18 protein-coding genes and 3 tRNA genes are annotated in these 22,248 nt (G+C 50.6%); 8 read left to right on the forward strand and 13 right to left on the reverse strand.

Annotated elements, in window-relative coordinates:
• Positions 1-27 precede the first annotated feature (27 nt).
• Genes DWX59_RS21900 through DWX59_RS21910 form a run of 3 tightly spaced genes read right to left on the reverse strand, consistent with a single transcriptional unit; the run spans position 28 to position 3,785 of the window.
• Positions 28-1,158 (reverse strand): aldo/keto reductase, encoded by a 1,131-nt coding sequence (locus tag DWX59_RS21900; RefSeq protein ID WP_117561416.1) that lies wholly within the window; start codon positions 1,156-1,158, stop codon positions 28-30.
• Positions 1,159-1,184: 26 nt separating this feature from the next.
• Positions 1,185-2,327, reverse strand: a complete 1,143-nt coding sequence (locus tag DWX59_RS21905) for an alginate O-acetyltransferase AlgX-related protein (protein WP_117561418.1) — start codon at positions 2,325-2,327, stop codon at positions 1,185-1,187.
• A 39-nt stretch (positions 2,328-2,366) separates the two neighbouring features.
• Positions 2,367-3,785: an MBOAT family O-acyltransferase gene (locus DWX59_RS21910; protein WP_117561421.1), complete on the reverse strand. Its 1,419-nt coding sequence runs from the start codon at positions 3,783-3,785 to the stop codon at positions 2,367-2,369.
• Between the two features lie 254 nt (positions 3,786-4,039).
• Between DWX59_RS21910 and rpoN the strand changes: the two genes are divergently transcribed.
• The 4 genes from rpoN (at position 4,040) to DWX59_RS21935 (ending at position 5,968) form a co-directional block, all read left to right on the forward strand.
• Entirely contained in the window at positions 4,040-5,425 is a 1,386-nt protein-coding gene (rpoN, locus tag DWX59_RS21920) for an RNA polymerase factor sigma-54 (RefSeq protein WP_117561426.1), read from the forward strand.
• Between the two features lie 281 nt (positions 5,426-5,706).
• Positions 5,707-5,779: transfer RNA gene (locus DWX59_RS21925), tRNA-Phe, on the forward strand.
• A gap of 24 nt (positions 5,780-5,803) precedes the next feature.
• Positions 5,804-5,874: transfer RNA gene (locus tag DWX59_RS21930), tRNA-Gly, on the forward strand.
• A gap of 22 nt (positions 5,875-5,896) precedes the next feature.
• Positions 5,897-5,968 (forward strand) — tRNA-Gly (locus DWX59_RS21935).
• 196 nt (positions 5,969-6,164) lie between these two features.
• Here DWX59_RS21935 and glgX read toward each other — a convergent pair.
• The 7 genes from glgX to DWX59_RS21970 form a co-directional block, all read right to left on the reverse strand.
• Entirely contained in the window at positions 6,165-8,261 is a 2,097-nt protein-coding gene (gene glgX, locus DWX59_RS21940) for a glycogen debranching protein GlgX (protein ID WP_166460283.1), read from the reverse strand.
• Between the two features lie 232 nt (positions 8,262-8,493).
• Positions 8,494-9,219, reverse strand: coding sequence for an N-acetylmuramoyl-L-alanine amidase (locus DWX59_RS21945; protein ID WP_117561431.1), 726 nt, complete (start codon positions 9,217-9,219; stop codon positions 8,494-8,496).
• 66 nt (positions 9,220-9,285) lie between these two features.
• Entirely contained in the window at positions 9,286-10,743 is a 1,458-nt protein-coding gene (locus DWX59_RS21950) for a metallophosphoesterase (RefSeq protein ID WP_117561696.1), read from the reverse strand.
• Between the two features lie 23 nt (positions 10,744-10,766).
• Entirely contained in the window at positions 10,767-12,449 is a 1,683-nt protein-coding gene (locus DWX59_RS21955) for a glycosyl hydrolase family 18 protein (protein ID WP_117561433.1), read from the reverse strand.
• Positions 12,450-12,660: 211 nt separating this feature from the next.
• Positions 12,661-12,927, reverse strand: coding sequence for a hypothetical protein (locus tag DWX59_RS21960; protein WP_117561436.1), 267 nt, complete (start codon positions 12,925-12,927; stop codon positions 12,661-12,663).
• A 95-nt stretch (positions 12,928-13,022) separates the two neighbouring features.
• Positions 13,023-13,649, reverse strand: coding sequence for a hypothetical protein (locus tag DWX59_RS21965; RefSeq protein WP_235845134.1), 627 nt, complete (start codon positions 13,647-13,649; stop codon positions 13,023-13,025).
• Entirely contained in the window at positions 13,550-15,121 is a 1,572-nt protein-coding gene (locus DWX59_RS21970; protein WP_117561440.1) for a serine/threonine protein kinase, read from the reverse strand. Before DWX59_RS21970 ends, DWX59_RS21965 begins: the two co-directional genes overlap by 100 nt.
• 225 nt (positions 15,122-15,346) lie before the next feature.
• Between DWX59_RS21970 and DWX59_RS21975 the strand changes: the two genes are divergently transcribed.
• A complete protein-coding gene (locus DWX59_RS21975; RefSeq protein WP_117561442.1) occupies positions 15,347-16,096 on the forward strand; it encodes an adaptor protein MecA in 750 nt (249 codons plus the stop codon).
• 76 nt (positions 16,097-16,172) lie between these two features.
• On the opposite strand, the gene DWX59_RS21980 is transcribed toward DWX59_RS21975, so the two are convergent.
• The 3 genes from DWX59_RS21980 to DWX59_RS21990 form a co-directional block, all read right to left on the reverse strand.
• Positions 16,173-16,850 (reverse strand): GntR family transcriptional regulator, encoded by a 678-nt coding sequence (locus DWX59_RS21980; RefSeq protein ID WP_117561444.1) that lies wholly within the window; start codon positions 16,848-16,850, stop codon positions 16,173-16,175.
• A 50-nt stretch (positions 16,851-16,900) separates the two neighbouring features.
• Entirely contained in the window at positions 16,901-17,968 is a 1,068-nt protein-coding gene (gene uxuA / locus DWX59_RS21985) for a mannonate dehydratase (RefSeq protein ID WP_117561447.1), read from the reverse strand.
• 303 nt (positions 17,969-18,271) lie between these two features.
• Positions 18,272-18,472, reverse strand: a complete 201-nt coding sequence (locus DWX59_RS21990; RefSeq protein ID WP_117561449.1) for a DUF1858 domain-containing protein — start codon at positions 18,470-18,472, stop codon at positions 18,272-18,274.
• 365 nt (positions 18,473-18,837) lie between these two features.
• Between DWX59_RS21990 and pflB the strand changes: the two genes are divergently transcribed.
• The 3 genes from pflB (at position 18,838) to pflA (ending at position 22,118) form a co-directional block, all read left to right on the forward strand.
• On the forward strand, positions 18,838-20,946 hold the full coding sequence (pflB, locus tag DWX59_RS21995) for a formate C-acetyltransferase (protein ID WP_117561452.1): 2,109 nt from the start codon (positions 18,838-18,840) through the stop codon (positions 20,944-20,946).
• Between the two features lie 112 nt (positions 20,947-21,058).
• The gene (gene grcA3, locus DWX59_RS22000; protein WP_008720332.1) at positions 21,059-21,304 is read left to right on the forward strand and encodes an autonomous glycyl radical cofactor GrcA3; all 246 of its coding nucleotides are present in this window, start codon (positions 21,059-21,061) and stop codon (positions 21,302-21,304) included.
• 46 nt (positions 21,305-21,350) lie between these two features.
• The gene (pflA, locus tag DWX59_RS22005) at positions 21,351-22,118 is read left to right on the forward strand and encodes a pyruvate formate-lyase-activating protein (protein ID WP_117561454.1); all 768 of its coding nucleotides are present in this window, start codon (positions 21,351-21,353) and stop codon (positions 22,116-22,118) included.
• Positions 22,119-22,248 lie beyond the last annotated feature (130 nt).

A 22,248-nucleotide genomic window follows, 5' to 3' on the forward strand; every position in this document is an offset into this window, starting at 1 on the left:
CCCCCCCCCCAGGGGAAAACCGTGGCTTTAAAGGGCTGACAGATCCTTCACCACATCTGCCAGGTCCTTCCTTATCCCAATGCCCTGGGGACAGACCTTCTCACATTTCCCGCACTGGATGCACAGGCCGGCATCGGCGCCGGCTTCCTGCTTTTCTTTAAATGCCTTCCTGGCCTTCTCCTCAATGTCATACATGGCGCCCTCGTTCCATATGGCAAAATTGCCAGGTATGTCCACTCCTGCCGGACAGGGCATGCAGTAGCGGCAGGCCGTGCAGCTGTTCTTAAGCCGGGCCCGGATAGCCTTTGCAGCCTGGCCAATGACTTCCTCCTCCTGCGTACCAAGTGGTACGAATGGGCTGAAGGTCCTGATATTATCCTCCAGCTGTTCCTCAGAAGACATGCCGCTTAAAACCAGCTTCACCCCAGGATGGCTGCCCACCCAGCGCAGGGCCCAGGATGCAGGTGAACGCTCCGGGTCCGCTTCCTCCAGGATTGCCTGCGCCTCCTTGGGAAGCCCGGACAGCATCCCGCCTTTTACGGGTTCCATGACAATCATGGGAATGCCCATTTTCCTTGCCAGCTCATATCCCCTGTCTCCTGCCTGTATATCCCGGTCCATATAATTGTACTGAATCTGACAGAAATCCCACTGCCTGTAGGTGATGATTTCCCTGAAAACCTCATAATCATCATGGAACGAGAATCCAAGATGCCGGATCTTCCCTTCCTGTTTTAACTGCTCCGCCCACTCAATGATACCGGAACCTTTAAGCTTCTCCCAGCGTTCACGGTTCAGGGCGTGGAACAGGTAATAATCCACATAGCTGACCTGCAGGCGGTCCAGCTGCCCGTCAAACACAGCCTGGGCCTCTTTGGCCGTATTAACAAGCCATACCGGCAGCTTGGTTGCCAGATAATAAGAATCCCTTGCATACTTTGCCAGTATCCGGCCCAGGAACGGCTCGCTTTCCCCGTCGTGATAGGGATACGCTGTGTCGATGTAATTCACGCCGGCCTTCAGGGCCGTGTCCAGCATTTTCCCGGCCCTCTCCCGGTCAATGGCCCCGCTTTCCGTTTTGGGGAAGCGCATGCATCCAAACCCAAGCAGGGACACCCTGTCTTCCGTCTTCTGAAACCTCATTGTCCTGTATTGCATGATTAAATCCTCCTAATTATAGTGCGTCATTCCCACTCCATGGTCCCCAGGCTTTCCAGCAGTCCAAACATGTAATCCGTATACCGCTCCGCCACCTCAACTACCACCACATCCGGCTTAAGTTCCCTGACAGAGGCAGCGCAGTCTTCCGTACGGTAATCCATCAGGGTCACCTGGGGATATTCCTTTGCAAGATATTCCGCCATATGGACGCCAAATGAATCCCTCAGCATAAGCACATTCCGCTCCTGGTCCTGCGCATCGGATATGTAGCGTGTTATGGTCTCCCTTTGGTTTTGATAGTCCATGGCATAGGTGACATCCTCCCGGTAGTCCGCCACCTTCAAAAACGGGTCGTCATCATAATAGTCCTGAAGATTCAGCATGGCTGCCAGATCGCCGCTGAAGGTACCCTTATCCTTTATGGTATATTCCATATAAGACTCCGGACCGAATTTTTCATGGTTGATATCCGCAATCACCATCCGCGCTGCCAGGAACGCGCCCATATCATTCCAGTGGGTATCGTATTTGCGGTAAATCTGGCACCAGTCCTGGCTGGCCTGCCTGAATAGCCCCAACGGATAAAACACATCCGCATCCGTATGTTCCTTCAGATAGGCGTATAAAAGGTCTGCCTTGGATCCTTCATTAACCACCTTCACCGAGGACGGCATGTATTCACTATACACCTGCTCCTTGTTGGGGACAATATATAAAATGAATTTTATTCCCCTGCTGCCAAGATGGCTGTCCGCCGACCGCAGGAAACCGGCAAACCGCTCCAGCTGTTCCTGAGGATAGTGATTCGTCCCCTGGTAATCCGCCAGACTGTCTTCCCTTTCCCCTTTTAGCTTATAAAACATCCATCCGTCCTTGCCCATAAGCACCGCATCTGAGGAAACCTCGCCAAACACCCGGATATCCGCCAGCTTCACAAATGCCACAAGAGGGTTCTTAAAAGCCAGATGGTCGTTAAAATAAGCATCGTAAAGCCCGGGATACTGCGAAATCCCCTGTATGCTTAACACAGGTTTCTCCTGATATACCCGGTTCTCATAATTCTTTGTGTCCACATATCCCTTTAAGGGAATGAACAGGATACGGGGCAGCACCAGCATTGCCAGGAACATGCCTGAAAATATGTATGCTTTTATCCGTTTATTCATCCAATGCCAACCTCCCTGCCGGATTGGGCCAAACACACCCTAAAACCTGAAATAAATGAATGGATTATACGTACTTCCCACAGCCACTGCGATACTGTATGCAAATAGCAGGATTAACCATGCCCCCTCCATTAGGGAAATGCCATCCTTATCCGTCATATGATGCCTGACCCCCGGTGCCATGGCCTGGACCGGACCGCAGAGCAGGACCCCGATTATCATGAATACCGTTGTTTTATGTGTGATGAACATGGAACTGTCATAAACCCCGGGCCTCATGGCAAGCATCTGCCCAAGAAGCATGATTCCTCTTGTTAGGGAATCCGCGCGGAACATGGTCCATCCGGTTACCGTGACAAAAAACATGTACAGGAAGCTTACGGCCCCCGGCAGGTGCTCCAGGCGTTTTTTGAGGAAAAGCCGTTCCGCGGCCTGAAGGACGCCATAGTACAGGCCCCAGGCAATAAAGGACAGCCCTGCCCCATGCCAGAAACCAGTGCACAGGAACACAATCATCAGGTTCAGACAAGTACGCAGGGTCCTCTTCCTGCTTCCTCCCAGCGGAATATACAGGTAGTCCTTAAACCAGCCGGACAGGGAAATATGCCACCTGCGCCAGAACTCCCCCACATTCCGCGCCAGGTACGGGTAATTGAAATTCTCCGGTATATGAAAGCCAAGCATTTTCCCCAGACCCACCGCCATATCGGAATACCCTGAAAAATCAAAGTAAATCTGAAGGGTGTAGAGAATCCCTATGTACCAGCCCAGCCCTCCGCTGATTTCCTCCATGGGATGGGACAGTACCTTATCCACCACGCTTCCAAACTGGTTGGCAAGAATCAGTTTCTTGGAAAGGCCGTAGATAAAACGCCTGGCCCCATAGGCAAATAGCTCCGGCGTGACATGGCGGTCATGGATACATGCGTCAAAGCCTCCGTAACGGACAATCGGCCCCTGGATCATTTTCGGAAAAAATGAAATATACAGCGCCAGATGGGACAGGCGGGTCTCCGCCGGTATGTCCCCCCTGTATACATCGATGACATAAGAAATCATCTGAAAGGTATAAAAGGATATTCCAATGGGCAGAAGCAGGTTCCTGGGCTCCATGAACTGCCTGCCGGACAGCTTGCCCAGAAGGCCCGTGATGAAATCAAAATATTTAAAATATCCCAGAAGGCCCAGGTTGAATGCCAGGAGCAGTACCAGGATGGCAAAGGTGTATCCGGGGCATTGGGTCCGTGATTCTCCAGCCTTCCCCATAAGCCGCGCACCAAGGTAATTGACCAGAAGGGATAAGAGCAGGACCCAGATATACTCCTGCTCACCCCAGGCATAGAATATAAAACCGGCTGCAATCAGGAACCAGTTTGCGGCCCCGCGGGGCAGTATCAGGTTGAGGATCAGGACACATGGCAGAAAGAGCCATAAAAATATCATTGAACTGAACAGCATGGCGGGAGAATCCTCCTGTTTTAGTGTGCGTACATAAATTCCCCATCCAGAAGGGCGGGGAGGAATCCATGTTATTATCCTATCATATGATCCTGTTCCAATCAACGGAGATCTTAAAACCATGGCTCCCCTCAAAAATGAGGCCCAAAAATGAGGCAGGGACGTCAAAAGTCTTTGATTGTGCTGGACAGGCTTCTGTGATATAATTGTATGGTCAAAAAAACATTGGACTTAAGATGAAAGAAGGAAGTGTTATGGATTTAAAACTGCAGGTTAAGCAGACACAGGCCCTGTCCCAGCGGATGATACAGTCGGCTGAGATTCTGCAGATGACCTCTCAGGAGCTGAATACCTACATCAATGAATTGGCATTGGAAAATCCTGTGATTGATATCGTGGAACCTCCTGCCGGGAATCAGCAGAAGGAGTCAATTGAGGAACAGCAGTGGCTGAATTCCTTTAATGAAGAGAATTATTACCTCTATCAGAGACAGAATAATGATGATGATTATGATTTCAAGAGCAGCTGGAACATTAACACGGACGACGGCGAGACCTTACAGGATTACCTGTGGTCCCAGCTGGTTACCGAGGACTTCTCAAGCCTGGAGACCGACATGATTAAATTCATGCTGGAGTCCCTGGACAACAAAGGCTACCTGGGCGAAAGCGCAGAGGATATCGCCTCCTATTTTCAGACTGACCTGTCTGTGGTGGAAAGACTTTTATATACCCTACAGCAGCTGGACCCGGCAGGCGTCTGTGCCAGGAACCTGGAAGAATGTCTGTCGCTTCAGCTGGACCGGCGCCAGATGCTGACCCCCATCCTCAGTTCCATCATTGACGGCTGCCTGGAAATGGTGGCCAGGAACCAGATCCCCGCCATTGCAAGGAAGCTGCACCTGTCCCAGGCCGAGGCCGCGGGATACTGCCAGATCATCAAATCACTGAACCCCAAACCCGGCGTCTCCTTCAGCAGCAGGGAAAAACTCCGATACATCATACCGGACGTAACCATTGTTAAATTCAAGGAACATTTTGACATACTGCTCAATGAGTCCATGTACCCAAATATAGAGATTAACAGTTACTACAGCCAGATGAACCGCAACCCTGATTCTGCCGAGCTGAAGGAATACCTGAGCAACAAAATACGCCAGGCGGAATGGGTGCGGCAGTGCGTGACCCAGAGAGGAAAGACCCTGATGCAGGTATCCAAATCCATACTGGAACATCAGGAAGGCTTCTTTACCTACGGCCCCTCCCACCTGGCCCCCCTCAAGCTGGCCGACATTGCACAGGAACTGGACATCCATGAGTCCACGGTCAGCAGAGCTGTAAGCAAGAAGTACCTCCAGTGTTCCTGGGGCGTATATCCCATGAACTTTTTCTTCTCCCGAAAGGTCTCTGTCCAGGAAAATACCGCTGACCCGGATAACTCCTCTGCCGTCACTGCAGCGGACATCAAACGGGCGCTTCGGGAAATCATAGATGCCGAAGATAAGAAAAGGCCCTACAGCGACCGCCTGCTGGGCGAAAAACTGGCTGAGCGCGGTATCTCCATCTCCAGAAGGACGGTTGCCAAATACCGTGAAGACGAAGGGATTGCAGATGCCAGCGGCCGGAAGGAATATATGTGACGCCTGTCCGGAGTCAGGCCCTGCGGACATGTCCTCTGCCCTGGGGAAATCCATGGCTTTCCCGCTGTCTTAAGGAAAATCATGGCTTCCCCGTGGTTTTAGCGGCCTCCCATCCAAGCGGAAGCCGAGGCTTCAATCCGCCCAGGTGAAAATAGGCCGGGAGAAAATAATAAATATTTTTTCCAAATCCACTTGACAATTGGGCAAAAACTGGGTAAAATATTAGCGTTGTCGGCATGATAACGAAGGACAGGATTGTTCCTCAGAATCTGCAGATAAATGCCCAGATAGCTCAGTTGGTAGAGCAGAGGACTGAAAATCCTCGTGTCGCTGGTTCGATTCCGGCTCTGGGCACTGCTGAAATCATGACAGCAGAATGCAGGTGTAGTTCAATGGTAGAACACTAGCCTTCCAAGCTAGATACGTGGGTTCGATTCCCATCACCTGCTTTTAACTGAATAAGTTATATATGCGCGAGTGGCTCAGTGGTGGAGTATCGCCTTGCCAAGGAGAGGGTCGCGGGTTCGAATCCCGTCTCGCGCTTTTTTATTGGCTGGAATTCCCTTGATTTATAAGGGGTTCCAGCCTTTTGTATTTTCCGGAAATTGAAGACACTTGAATACAATATTTCGTTTGCATAGGTTAGGGGCTCCGGCCTTTTTTAGCTTCCTTCCCATGCTCCTGCCGGGGCAGGACAGGTCTTTGGGACTGCCTGCATCTGTCTGCAGACAGTCAATCCTCACCGGCCGCAAAAGACCATCACTGTCCTGGGCGGAATTGTGAAGCCTGATCCCACGGGCCCGGATTCACTGACCTGCGCGTCCCATGTATTGACGGCCCGGAACCACTCCATGCCATCTGGCAGTTTTGGAAGCACTGCCTCCAGCTGTTCCCAGTACGCATTGCTGGCTATATAGACTGCCTCAGGCTGTTTCCCTTCCTCCTGGCCGGCCATCATGACACCGATGTACCTGTCAGAGCCGGAAAATCCCATGGCCCACGGTCTTGTGCCATGGAAGCTGATATCCGGAAGTCCTCCAAAACCATTGCTTACATTGGAACGCAGCACCGGATGTTCCTTCCGGAAATGTATCATGGACTTGAAAAACCTGAATATATCCTGGTTCTTCTCCAAAAGCCCCCAATCCAGCCAGGACACCTCATCATCGTGGCAATAAGGATTATTGTTTCCAAACTGCGTATTGCCAAACTCATCCCCTGCCAAAAACATGGGGATTCCCCTGCTGCACATCAGGACTGCACAGGCATTGCGTATCATGCGCCGCCTCAATGTATTGACCGCCTTATCCTCTGTCTCCCCTTCCGCCCCGCAGTTCCAGCTGTGGTTGTCATTGCTGCCGTCTGTATTATTCCATCCATTGCTTTCATTGTGCTTTACATTGTAAGAATATAAATCATACAGGGTAAACCCATCATGACAGGTAATGAAATTCACGGATGCATTGTCACGGACAGAAGGGTCATATATGTCGCTGGATCCTGCAATACGGAGGGCGGCCGCGCCTGCCGTGCCTTCATCTCCTTTCAGATACCTTCGGATATCGTCCCGGTAGCGTCCATTCCACTCCGCCCAACGGTTCCAGGAAGGAAACTTCCCCACCTGGTACAATCCTCCTGCGTCCCATGCTTCTGCAATCAGCTTCACATCCCCCAGGATAGGGTCAAATGCCAGCTGCTGCAGGAGCGGCGGCTTTTCCATGGGGGATCCGTCCTCATTGCGCCCCAGGATAGACGCCAGGTCAAAGCGGAACCCATCCACCCGGTAAGCCGTTACCCAGTAGCGCAGGCAGCTTACGATCAGCTGCTGCACAATGGGATGGTTACAGTTCAGTGTATTGCCGCAGCCGCTGAAGTTATAGTAAAATCCTTCCGGGGTCAGCATATAATAGATGTTATTGTCAAAGCCCTTAAATGAGAAAAACGGTCCATTTTCATTGCCCTCGGCCGTGTGGTTGAACACCACATCCAGGTAAACCTCAATTCCATGGGCATTCAGCAGATGGATCAGCCGCTTTAATTCATTTCCCTCCCGGTTGTACTCCTTGCTGGCCGTGTAGCTTGTATTGGGCGAAAAAAAGCTGACCGTGTTATACCCCCAGTAATTATACAGCTTTTCCCCATCCACCTCCCGGTAATCCAGCATCTCGTCAAACTCAAAGATAGGCATCAGCTCCACTGCGTTAACTCCCAGTTCCACCAGATAAGGAATCTTCTCCTTTAGCCCCTCGAATGTGCCCGGGAATTTCACCCCGGATGAACCATGCTTTGTATATCCCCTTACGTGCAGTTCATAGATAATCAGGTCCTGCATGGGAAGCAGGGGCTGCTGATTGTCGCCCCAGTCAAAATCATCCTTCACCACCCTGGCTTTATAACGCTGCCCCAGTGTGGAAGGCTGGCCCCACAGGCTCTGTCCGGTCACGGCCTTGGCATAGGGGTCCAGAAGGTATTTATCCTTGTTGAAAATAAGCCCCTTCTCCGGCTCATAAGGCCCTTCCACCCGGTAGGCATATTCAAATTCCCCAATATCCAGCTTAAATACAATCATGGAATACACATTCCCAATCCGGTAATGGGATGGGAATGGCAGGACAGCATAGGGCTTATCCTCTGTCCGCCTGAATAAAAGCAGTTCCACCCCCGTGGCATGGTGTGAATGAATGGTAAAGTTCACCCCGCCCGGTATTGCCGTGGCACCGTATATGTCGTAAAATCCAGGACGCACCGCATACCCGCCTATGTGGTCCATGGCAACCAGATGGATGGCACCTTCCGCCCCCACAAGGGCTTCCTTGACCTGGGGACATTCCCCCATTTCCTGTCCTGAATGAATCCTACTGTTTTCCTGAGCCATATTCCCTCCGTTCCCGCATGCTTATTATGATATCCCGGGTCCCATGGTCCGTCATCTGTGGCGGCATGCGCTGCCTGTGCCGCAGAATCCTTGTTTCTATTATATGTGGCGGTAAAGATAATGGCAAGGAGGAGGCGCCTTTTATTTACAAAAAGGGCATGGCGCAAAACCACGCCATACCCTGACCATACGCCTACTGCCCATTTGCTTTCCGGTTCCCCACCGTATTCAGGTATTCCATGATACCCATATGGATGGTCCATGCCATCTGGTCCTGATAATCCTCCTGCTCCAGTTTGGCCGCCTCCTTCTTATTGCTCAGGAAACCGCATTCCACTATGACAATGGGTTGTTTTACATGGAGAAGAAGGTAATAATTATCATTGGCCTTTGCCATGCGCTTATTGGCGTCCCCCAGCACGTAATCAAACCGTTTCTGCAGGATTTCCGCCAGATATTTCCCCTTCTCTGATGTTTTATAATAGAACACCTGACCGCCGTTCACATACTCCTCATGATAGCTGTTCTGATGTATGCTTACAACCAGGTCAGGAACCGCCTCATTAATCACGTCGCAGCGCTTCCTCATATCCGCCATCTTCTTATGGCTGTCACCGGAACTGTAAAGGCCCTGATCTGAATCCCTGGTCAGCACCACCTTTACATCGGATGCTTCCAGATAAGCTTTCAACCGCTCTGCAATCTTTAGATTAATGTCTTTTTCCAACTGCCCGTCAATTCCCACCTTACCGGGGTCGTTGCCGCCGTGCCCCGCGTCTATTACCACCACGGGCCTTGCCTTATCAGCGTCCGCCTTATCATTCTGGACCGCCACCAGAGTACCGGCCTGCCACGATACAAGCGCCACGATTCCCAGCAGGAGAATCCCCATCACGGTCTGCCATGCTGATTGCTTCATCAATGGGTGCTCCTTCATAACCTTTAATCCAGTATATTCACCCATCTACCTGAAAAAGACCTGTTTTTACTCCGCGCTCAGACTGTTATAATCCTTAACCGCGTCTTCCACTATATATTCCAGATATTCATACAGGATGGCCGGATAGCAATATTCCTGCCACATCCCATATCCCGGCTGCTTCACAGCCTCCTCCACCACCTCGTAGGCCCTGCCCGCATAGCAGGCCGCATTGATATCCGCATAGACCTTGGACATCTGCTGCTTCTGGGTCTCTGACAGCTTCACGAACAGGCTTCCTGTTTCCTCCTCAGCCGAATCCTTCATGGCGTCATATGCCTGATTGTAGAAAATCCGGTTCAGGATAGGAGGACTGTATGTATTGAAGTTCAACAGGTTCTCATCCTTGCTCCTGTGCCTCCTGGCCCACTTTTCCATATCCACCTGCCTGGTATGGTAGGAAAATGATTCATCTTCCATATACTCCAGCACGCCATACTGACAGGGCGGCGTACTCAGGGAACTGGTTACGATTTCATGGATGCCAAAACTGTTGTTGCGCATGAAATGCTGCACATGAAGATGTCCGCTCAGGAACAGCGGGATGTTCTCCCCTTCCAGCTTCTGTATCAGTTCCTCACTGTGCTCAATGGTACAGTCATCCACATATACCTTGCTTTCCTCCAGCAGGTTATGGTGGGCCACGGGCAAAAGGATGACACCGTCCTCATCAGCCGCCTTCAGCTCTTTGTCAATCCATTCATAGGTCTCGGTCTTAATCATCCCTCCCACACGGTTGCGCGGCTCATACTGACAGGTATCCAGCATCAAAAGCCGCATGGACGGGCCCAGGTCATAGGTATAGCTCAGGGAATGGATGTCCCGGCTGTTGGCCTCAGAGTAACCGAATTCACTATAAATACTCACAAAGTCCGCCGGCGTAGTGGGTTCCGCCGGATACCGGTCCATACCGGAATACACGGCCGCACTGGGGTTATTGATATCATGGTTGCCCGGAATTACCACGACGGCTATCCCTGCCCGCTCCAGTGCATCCAGCCTGCCGGCCAGTTCCTCATGGCTCCTCTTTTCGCCCTGCAGGCTTAAATCCCCGCTGATGATCAGCACATCCGGGTTCAGAAGCTGGATTTCCTCAAACGCTGCATCCGTTATCTCCCGCACATAATTGGTCAGCTTACCGTCCCCGTGTTCCACCATGGACTGGAACATATCCCCTCCATCAGTAAGGGATTCAGCCAGGTAATGGATATCCGTCATTACCACAATCCGTTTGCCGCCTTCCAGAGGTTCGGCCTTTGTCTCCTTTTCCGCTCCCGGAAAAGGCTCTATCTCCGACGGGCTGGGCGCCGTGGGCTTCACGATTTGCTCCTCGGCGGAGGGGGCTTCTGTCCTTTCGGCAGATGTTTGTACGCTTTCCTCCACAGCTGGCCGGCTGCTGCACCCGGCTGCCATCCCCATCAGTACTGCTGTCACAATCCCTGCAATCCACTTCCTGTTTCCCATTTCCATCCCCCGGTCCATATTATCTATTTCACTGTTGACACAATGTCCCATATGTCAGATGATTCAAATCCAAGCTTCCAGCACGCCACGCCTGCCAGGTCAAAATCCTTCACCAGGCCAATCTTGAGGGCCATGGATTTCTCATCTTCCATCCATATATATTGCTCCCCATTGCCGTTAACCGTGCTTCCATAAAACTGTCCAAGCTCCTGGTCCCAGGTCAGATCCACATGATTGTCCGCAACCCATTGCCTGGCGTCCGCAATGCCGTAAGCCTTGGATGTGGTCTTTCCTTCATTGACCGTCCATACCCTTGTGTAGAAAGGCACGGCGTTAATGACCTTTTCCTTGGGAACCTCCTTCAGGGTGTTCTCTATCCCGTCTTTTACATAGGAAATGGATGCAACCGAACCAGCGTCCCCGCCCGCGTAATGTTCATCATATCCCATGACGATTACATAATCCGCCACAATCCCCTGCTCCCGTCTGTTATAAAAGGCAGAATACGGGGAAGGGACGTAATTATCAACGGACAGCACCAGCCCCTTCTGTCTGCAGGACACGGACAGCTCCCGGATGAACTGTACATAGTGGGGGCCGGCCTCTGCCTTCAGGCTCTCAAAATCCAGATTGAATCCGTCAAATCCATAGGTATCGGCTTCCTTCATAAGGTTTTCAATCAGTTTCCTGCGCGTGCTGGTGGAGGACATAAGTGTCTTGGTATTAAGGTTCTTCACGCTTTCCTGCGTGCTTACGTTTTCCACCATGGCCCATACCTGAAGCCCCATCTCATGGGCTTTGTCCACGTACTCCTTGCTGGCAAGGGAATTATAGGTTCCATCGTCCGATATCACATTGAACCAGGTAGGCACAATCACATTCATGTCCTTTGTAACAGACACATAGCTTTCCAGGGTATTGTTGGCCTCCTGGCGCGTCACCTGATGGAATCCAAGGCGGACCTTTTCATCCATGGAAATGCTTGTATATACCGGCGCCTCAAAGGAACTCTCAGGCGTGACCTGTTCCCGGCCATCCAGCCTGCGGTTCTCAATGTAACCAATATAGCCGTCTTCGGTACGCACCCTGGACCACTTCTCCATGGTTTCCAGCACATCCACCTGCTCTCCCTGCTCAAGTTCTGTGAGGATTGGGCTTTTCACCCCTCCCTTTTCCCTTACATGCCCTGCTTTTTTTACTTCAGCGGTATCGTAAGGCTCCCATAGGGTGTCAATGAACACGCGCTTAATCTGGCTTGTGGCAAAGGACCGGGTCCGTATGTCCGTGTAGTTGACCACCAGGCCCAGGGACAGGTACATGCCGTCATCCGTCACCTTAAAAAGAGGTCCCTTTTCCCCCTGTGCATCCTCATCCGCATAAACAATGGACTCCGGAAGGGCATAGACCAGGAGCTTCTCTCCCTCATCCCAGTAAAAACGCTGGTTCAGATATTCATTCACCCATCCCACCGGCAGATATACCTGTCCATCCTCGTAAATACCCTTTTCTTCCTGCAGTTCATTATCTAAAAGCAAGGCAACCTGGCTGCCCTTAATCCCAAACACCTTGGCCTTATCTGACAGTTCATCGGACGGCATATATTTGCGCATATAAATATATCCGCCGGCACCGCCTGCTGCCATCAAAAGGAGCATCAGGACCAATACCGTAACCGCACATCCATGACCTTTTCTTCTTCTGCCCATCCTGTCCTCCAGTTCTCATATAATTGGTTTTATTTTATCACAAAATATTAGGAATGGGACATTTAAATATTTACAATTTACGGTCACTGCGGATTACCAGCGTCTCCCTTTGCCCCAGATGAAAGAGTCCTACGGGCACGCTGCCGGCTTTGGCTACACAGGCTTGGGATGATACCCCTGGCAGCGTACCGGTAAAACTCCCTTCTTCATGTTAATTACCTTTTTTCTTTTGGGGAGGGTCACAAAGATATACTTTATCAAACCGTATTTCTTTCAGGCATCCCTGTTCGGCCCCTATGTAGTCACCCATATAGAAACCGCCGTCTTCCCCCATCTCAAATATGCGTTCCCATTCTGTCTCAGGGCATTCTCTTCCATCAATCAGTATACGGACCCCTTTGTTTTTATACCGCCTTAATCCATCCAGATAGACCTTCTGATGTTCCCTGCGGTCCGCATATTCTATATTTCCAACCATAAAATACCCTCCACCAGCTGCATTTAAAAGACAGGCCGTTATTTCAGGAGGCTGTTCGTGACATATCCCATGCTTAACGGCCTGCTTCTTTATCTTTACAGAATTCCCTCAAACCACTTCATTGTCCTGTAGTCCACGGAAAAGGCATCCACTGAAAGAGGAACCCTTCTGAGGGGAATGCCGAACTGCCTTTCGATTTCCCTTCTGGTGTCCTCACTGCCAAAGGCAGCCGTATATATCCACCCTGCACCGCACTCTTCTTCCCCTGTTAAAAGTTCCATAAATGCCTCTAATTTCCACTCGCTAAGTGACGCTGCCATGATTTTAACCGTACTCCTGAGCCACTCATTCCGTATGGAAGGCCTCATCTCCCCAAAATCAATGATGATGTCTTCAAAACCGCCTTCCATGCACCGGGCCAGGGTGTCTGACGATCCCTGGGTATAATATGTCACCCCGAGAATCCTGAATCCGTACACCGCAGCATCTGCGTTTTTTTCATTCTTCCTCCCTGACGCGCAGGCCATGGACATAAGGTCCCCATGACCGCTCCAATCCAGGACAGCTGTCCTGTGCTGCAGGGAGCTGGCCAGATAATTAGCCATCAGTACACTAAGATGGGTTACCCCTGTCCCGCGCCCTGCTCCGGCAATACCTGTGACCCTGCATCTTCCTGCGGGGCCGTTCCTGCGTTTAAAAAGGCTTCTTTTATTTTTTTCCATGCGTCTGTCCAGCTTTTTCCTGCCTTCCCTGGCCTGCCGCCGGACACAACCTTCCATAATGACCTGAGAAATGTTTCCGTTTCCTTCTGCTGCATAAAAGGATTATTATATTCCGGCGAAGCAAACACCATGGCCTGCTTCAGCAGCCTGTCCCAATCCAATGACTGCCTGGAATGATGCAGGCGCCTGTCCTTAAGGGGCCATTTCCAATATCCGCCCTGGGTGTGGCGGAACACAACCACTGTTTTCCGGTTCTTATCCCGGTTCCAGACAGTTTGTATGAAGGAAACCATGGGATCCATAAAACAGCTTTCCCAAGGACTGGCCGCGGCCACGGCAATCAGTACTCCCCTTCCGTCCGCCGCGTCCTTTGCAAGCTGGTTCCAGTCTGTTCCGTAATCCCTGAGGATGACGCGGTATCCCAAAGGCCTGTCCAACCGGACCGCGGGTCCGTACCATGGTTTCATACGGCTGCCTTTAATGGTATAAATACCCTTTTCATCCGGGCGTGCACTTTCGTGGGCAGAAAGCTCCCGGACTGCCCGGGAATGGTTATGCTCTTCATACAATGGGCTCCATCCCTGTTTTGTAAGGAAATGCAGCAGCCCAAATGCCAGATGGGTCACTCCTGCCCCTGGTCTCATTCCTGCCAGATATATAATGAGAGATGAGTCTGGTATTCCTTCCTGATTCCCAGCCGTTTCCCTGACACAAAGCATACGCAGTGCGGCCTCTGCTTCCTTGGCAGAACCGTACCGCTTGTCCATGTCAGGATCCATACACTTTCTGATTATCCGCTGCAGCGGTCCTGATATGGACCCGGAAATACCTGCCTCCTGCTTCAGGGTTCCGCATAACATGAAACGGAGGACCGCACCAATGGCATAAATATCAGTCCTTTGATCCAATATATGGTCAGAAGAATATTGCTCAGGGGCAGCGCATCCCGCCGTGCCGTACCTTAACCGTTCCTGGTTGGCATCCGGAAAACGCGCAGCATGGTCAAAATCAATCAGTTTTACCGCGCCGTCACAGATAATCAGATTGTTCGGTTGTAAATCTAAGTATAATATGGGTAATTTATATGCAGAGTGCATATATTCCACAAGTCCGCAGATCTGCATCCCATAACGGACCGCATCTGCCTCTTGAAGAGCGCCCTGATGTTTAACCAGGGTGTAAAGAGAATTCCCCTGCAGGAATTCCTCGATTAAATAAAAATATTCAGAATCTTCTTCCAGGTCATAAATCTGTGGGATTCCCGGATGCTGCAGTTCCTTCAGGATCAATGCCTCCCGGCGGAAGGTCTCATAATCCGCACACTTCCTGGATACGCACTTGATTGCCCTGTATTCTTCCAGGCCCAGATGGACTGCCAGCCAGACCGTTCCCGACCGCCCAGATCCAAGTCTATGCAGCAGGCGGTATTTGCCAAACAATATCCTATTCCTTTTCCTTCCCTCCTTTGTCACAGATTCATCTCACCCCATGATTTTAACCCATTTTCTGTCATTCGTCTATGGTCGATATATCCTCTATCTTATTCCTAAGTATTTTTTCCAAAAATTTTTCTTAAAATTTAAAAGAGTAATTGATATTTTCCCATGTAATGTAGTATATTTAAAGTGTAGAAGTCTATCTATCGCTACAGACGCAAGTAGACAAACCACAGTTGATATAGAACAGGAAGTGATCCTATGAAGATAGAACGCATTAATGATAATCAGATCCGCTGCACTCTGACCAGTTTTGACTTAAGTGTGCGCAACATTAACCTTGTAGAACTTGCCTATGGCACGGAGAAGGCCAGGAAGCTGTTCCGGGAGATGATCCAGAAGGCATCCAACGAGGTTGGGTTTGAGGCGGAGGACATTCCCCTTATGGTGGAAGCCATCCCCCTGTCCAGCGAAAGCATCATGCTGGTGATTACCAAGATAGAGGATCCGGAGGAGCTGGATACACGCTTTGCCAAGTTCTCGCCGTTTACAGAGGATAACCAGAACCCGCTGCTGTCCCAGCTGGCCAGTGAATTCCTGGAAGGCGCTGAGAATCCCCTTAATTATCTGGAACCGGATACAGTGGAGGAGGCACAGAATAACACGGACTCCGCCGTCCAGGGACCGGACAATGCCAAGAAGAAAAAGGGTGCTGTCAGCAGCGCCCGTATATTCCGTTTCGGCAGCCTGGACCGGATCAGTGAAGCCGCCAGGGCGGTTGACGGCATCTATAATGGTGTCAATACCCTTTATAAAAAACCGGATACCCGCCAGTACTATCTGATTGTCAAGCGCCAGGACTGCGAGGACCTGGACTTTTCAAGGGTGTGCAATATCCTGGCGGAATATGCTGCAAAGCTTCCCCATGAATCTGCCAGCGAGGCTTATTTTAAAGAACATTATGAAGTGATGATTGAGAACCGTGCGCTGCAGAACCTGGCTAAGATCTGATGACCCGTGTATAAAACAAATCCCCCCATGGCGGATATCCTGCCATAGGGGGATTTCTTTATTGCTGATTGCACCATTATTTAAAATACTGGGGATACTGCTCCCTGAACAGCTTCTCATTCAGCATCCAGTTATTCAGATGCCTGTCCATGGTTTCCACTGCCCGCTTCGTATCCTTTGACCGGATTGCATCGAGAAGTTCCCGGTGCTCCCCGATAATCTTGTAATCCTTGACCGTTGTCACGGAAAGGCTCCGTATCCTGTCATAGTGGATGGCCAGGCGCTGGCACATGTTGTAGGTAAGCTCCTTCCTGCATATGGAAAAAAGCTTTTTGTGCATCTCATTGTCCAGTTCCAGCAGCTTTTCAGGAGAACCGCCTTCCAGATAGAACTCCTGAAGCCGGATATTCTCGTCCAGCCAATTAAGGTCGTCCTCACATGCCATGCCGCATACCAGCTCCACGGCTGCCTTTTCCAAAAGCAGGCGCAGGAACCTTGCCTCTTCCACCAGCTCCACATCAATCAGGGCAATGCGCATACCCCTCTGGGGAAATATCTGGATGATGCGGGATTCCTCGCTGAGCTGGATGACCGCCTCGCGCACGGGTGTACGGCTGATTCCAATCTGCTGTGACACCTCAATATCATTAAAGGGGGCCCCGGGTTCCAGTTCCAGGGAGATAATATTGTCACGGATGGTATGGTAGGCATATTCCCTTGCGGTCTCGCCTGATTTCTTTTCTTCTATCTTCATGGGTACAGTCTCCTGTTTTTAGAACGTGTCTGAAAAATAAGGATGCGGGGTTATCTATCCTGCTTTTCAATGGCCTCCCAGAGCCCGTTCAGGTAACATGCCCCAAGGGCCCTGTCATAAAGACCGTATCCCGGCATGGATACCTCGCCCCATATAGCCCTGCCGTGGTCAGGACGCATGATTCCGCCAAATCCGATATCGTGGAGCGCTTTCATGATTTCATACATGTCCATGCTGCCGTCCGCTGACAGATGGGCTGCTTCCTGGAAATCCCCAGGCGCATTGTACTGCAGATTGCGCACATGGGCAAATGGAATCCTTCCTTTAAGGGAACGGATGATGTCGGGGATATCATTTTCCGGATTGCTTCCCAGGGAACCGGTGCACAGGGTAACGCCGTTAAAGGGCGCGTCCACTGCCTTCATAAGCTTTAACAGCTGCTCCTTACCGGTCATGATCCTTGCCAGTCCGAATACGGGCCATGCCGGATCGTCCGGATGGATTGCCATCCTGATATCGTATTTCTCACATACGGGCTGGATTGCCTTTAAGAAATACACCAGGTTGTCAAACAGCCTGTCAGCATCCACATCCCTGTACATTTCAAATAATTCCTTAATCCTGGCCATGCGCTCAGGCTCCCATCCCGGAAGTTCAAAGCCATTGGACTTCTCACCCATGGATTCAAACATGTTCTCAGGATCAATCCGGTCAATCTCCTTCTGGTCATAGGCCAGGACCGTGGAACCGTCCGGGCGTACCTTTGCAAGGTCGGAACGGGTCCAGTCAAATACAGGCATGAAGTTATAGCAGACAATATGGATATCTGCCTGTCCCAGGCGCTCCAGCGTTGTAATATAATTGGCAATGTACTGCTCCCTTTCAGGCGCGCCCACCTTGATGGCGTCGTGGATGTTCACACTCTCGATTCCCATTACCTTTAAGCCTTTGGATTCCACGTACTCCTTCATCTGAAGAATACGCTCCATGGGCCATGCCTCGCCGGCCGGGATGTCGTACAGTGTGGTGATGACGCCCTTTACACCGGGAATCTGGCGGATCTGCTCCAGGGAAACTGAGTCAACCCCTTCACCAAACCAACGCAATGTCATATCCATAATCCTTGTCCTCCTTAATTGTTTCATAGGTTTTAAATGGTCCTGCAGTGACATGCAGTATTAAATATTTTAGTATACTAATATATTACTATTTGCCGCCCCCTTTGTCAATACAGAAATGACACCATATTTCATAATTTAAACAGAAAAATAAACAGAAAAAACGTCTGCCGCATCCCTTAGGGCCTGTTTGAAAACGCATTCCTGCCATCTGGCAGAAAGCAATTTTCAAACATGGCCGAATTAAGCACTAGATACGGCAGACGCCATTTCATCCACAATCCGGTTAATGCCAAATAAACCTTATCTGCTGGCCAGGACTTCGTTCATCCCTGCAACCAGCTCATCACAGTCAATTCCGTGAACCATGCAGGCTTCTTCCAGGGACTCGCCCTGGGAAGCAGGACAACCAAGGCAGTGCATTCCTGCACGCATCAGCATAGGTGCAACCAGCTCGTCCATCTGTATCAGTTCGCCAATCAGCATGCTCTTATCAATTGTCATGACTATTGTACCTCCTTATATTTCTGCTTTTAGTATTCCCATAATAACGGATACCAGTGCTTTAATCATCATAATACGATTTCGTGTTTTTGACAAGCCCTGGATCCACTTACATTTTCTTCATATTAACCAGAATTATCAAGGATTGTTAAAAAATATTATCATTAAAACCTATTGACGTGTATACAATGTACATCTTATAATAAATGTTGCAAAAGCAACAGCATAAACCATTTATTTTTAGTACACTATGGGTGCCGGAAGAATCGGTAAATATTTCTGAGCAGTATGGCTGTCATTCATATGGCTAATAATAATTCTACTATGATACTATCAGCACACGCATTCCACAGGAGGAAAAGTCTATGAGAACAGAATGGAACACTTTTAACGGCGGTGTATGGCAGCGGGAAATTAATGTCCGCGATTTTATACAGAAAAACTATACCCCCTATGACGGCAATGACGGATTCCTGGAAGGGCCTACCCAGAACACCACCGAGCTTTGGGACCAGGTCATGGAGCTTACGAAGAAGGAACTGGAAGCCGGCGGCGTCCTGGATATGGATACAAAAATCATATCCACCATCACTTCCCATGGCCCGGGATATTTAAATAAGGAAAAGGAAACCATAGTGGGCTTCCAGACCGATAAGCCTTTTAAGCGTTCCCTTCAGCCTTACGGCGGCATCCGCATGGCTGTAAAGGCGTGCCAGGACAACGGCTATGAGGTAGACCCTGAAATAGTGGAATTCTTCACAAAACATAGGAAGACCCACAATGCAGGTGTGTTTGATGCATATACGGATGAGATGCGTGCATGCCGGTCCAGCCATATCATAACCGGCCTCCCCGATGCTTATGGACGGGGCCGCATCATCGGCGATTACCGCCGTATTGCCCTTTACGGCGTGGATGCCCTGATTCAGGAAAAGAAGGAAGAAAAGGATTCCACCCGCACCATCATGTACTCCGATGTCATCCGGGAGCGGGAAGAGCTGTCCGAGCAGATCCGTGCGCTGGAGGATTTAAAGACCTTGGGAAAGATTTACGGTTTTGACATTTCCAGGCCCGCGGCAGATGTAAAGGAAGCAATCCAGTGGACCTATTTCGGATACCTGGCAGCTGTAAAGGAACAGAACGGCGCTGCCATGTCCCTTGGCCGCACCTCCACCTTTATTGACATTTACGCGGAGCGTGACTTACGTGAGGGCAGATACACCGAATCCCAGATTCAGGAGTTCGTGGACCATTTCATCATGAAGCTGCGCCTTGTGAAGTTTGCAAGGACACCTGAATACAATGACCTGTTCTCCGGCGATCCCACATGGGTTACGGAGTCCATCGGCGGAATCGGCATTGACGGACGCCATATGGTGACCAAGATGTCCTACCGTTACCTACACACCCTCAAGAACCTGGGCACTGCGCCTGAGCCGAACCTGACCGTGCTCTGGTCCACCAGACTGCCTGAGAACTTTAAACGGTTCTGCGCAAAAACCTCCATTGAGTCCTCCTCCATCCAGTATGAGAACGATGACCTGATGCGGGTAACCCACGGGGACGACTATGCCATTGCCTGCTGCGTATCCAGCATGAGGCTGGGCAAGGAAATGCAGTTCTTCGGCGCAAGGGCCAACCTGGCAAAGTGCCTGTTATACGCCATCAATGGCGGCGTGGACGAGATTTCCGGCAAACAGGTAGGACCCAAATACCGCCCCATCACTTCTGAATACCTGGATTACGACGAGGTCATGGATAAATATAAGGACATGATGAAATGGCTTGCAAAGGTATATGTCAACGCCCTTAACATCATCCACTACAACCACGACAAATACAGCTATGAAAGACTTCAGATGGCCCTTCATGATAAAAAGGTGACCAGATGGTTTGCAACCGGTATTGCCGGACTTTCCGTTGTGGCTGACTCCCTGTCCGCCATCAAGTACGCAAAGGTTAAGACCGTGCGCAATGAGAAGGGTATTGTGACAGACTATATTGTAGAGGGAGATTTCCCTAAATATGGAAATAACGATGACCGCGTGGACCAGCTGGCAGCTGACCTGGTACACACCTTCATGAGTTTCATCAAGGGCAACCATACCTACCGGGGCGGAATCCCCACCACCTCCATCCTTACCATCACCTCCAACGTGGTGTATGGCCAGAATACCGGCTCCACACCGGACGGACGTAAGGGCGGACAACCGTTTGCCCCCGGCGCAAACCCGATGCACCACAGGGACAGCCACGGCGCAATCGCCTCCCTTGCCTCTGTTGCCAAGCTTCCCTTCAGGGATGCCCAGGACGGTATCTCCAATACTTTCTCCATCATACCGGGCGCCCTTGGCAAGGACGACCAGGTGTTCATGGGGGACCTGGAAGTGGAACTGTCCGGCTGCGGCGGCTGCGAAGTGGGCGGCAACCTGTTCGGCGGCCTGGACACGGAAGCCGACATTGAGGAATCATGAGACGTTGGCAAACGCGGGCAGATAACAGTCATGGGCAGATGGCCATCATGGGCGTGTGACAATCATAAACTGATAACAATGTAAATGACATCAAGAAAGCGAGGACAATATTATGGTAAAAGCAAGCGAATCCCAGATTGATAACCTGGTGGCACTGCTGGACGGCTATGCCCAGGAAGGCGGACACCATCTTAATGTAAATGTATTCAGCAAGGAAACCCTTTTGGACGCCCAGGCCCATCCTGAGAAATATCCTCAGTTAACAGTCCGGGTATCAGGCTACGCGGTAAACTTTAATAAACTCACAAAACAGCAGCAGGATGAGGTCATTTCCAGGACCTTCCACGGAGCCATCTAAATCCATGGGATTGTGGTAAAGTAAAGATACGAGAGGAGGGCTGCACATGATAGGGCGTGTACATTCGGTAGAAAGTTTTGGCACGGTTGACGGACCCGGCATCCGCATGGTCATTTTCTTAAGCGGCTGCCCCATGAGATGTATTTACTGCCACAATCCCGATACATGGGATCCCAAAGGGGGAAAACCTATGACTGTGGAAGAAATCCTGGCGCAGTTTGAACAGGCCCGCCCATTTTATAAAAAAGGCGGCATCACGGTCAGCGGCGGCGAGCCATTGATGCAGATACCCTTTGTTACCGAACTTTTTGAGGCGGCCAGGGCCAGGAAAATCCATACCTGCCTGGACACCTCGGGCATTACGTTTAACCCTTCTTCCGAAGGAGTCATGGCCATGTTTGACCGTCTCATGGCCGTCACCGACCTGGTAATGCTTGATATCAAGCATATTGACCCTGAAGAGCATATAAAGCTGTGCGCGCAGCCTCAGGACAATATACTGGCCTTTGCCAGATACCTGGAACAGAAAAAAATACCGGTGTGGATCCGTCATGTGGCGGTGCCCGGGATCACGGACAATGAAACATACCTGTACCGGCTTGGGAGATATCTGGGGACCCTTAAGAACATAAAGGCCCTGGACGTACTTCCCTACCACGATATGGGTAAGGCAAAATACCACGAACTGGGAATCCCTTACGCCCTTGAGGATGTGGCTCCCATGGAGGCCGGCAAAGCAGCGGAATGCCGGAAGGTCATCCTTAAGGGAATGCGGGATGCCCGTGCTGCCTTAACGGACGCGGGCCGTTCCTAGTGCCCCCCGGCGTATTGTACCAGGGTCTGTTTGATTGCTCTTGAATTTATACAATATTAGCACATGGAGGCAGCATTTTCCTCTTGAATAATTACACTTTATAGTATAAAATAAAATAACAATGTAGACA

The sequence above is a fragment of the Enterocloster aldenensis genome (assembly GCF_003434055.1).
Classification (GTDB): domain Bacteria; phylum Bacillota; class Clostridia; order Lachnospirales; family Lachnospiraceae; genus Enterocloster; species Enterocloster aldenensis.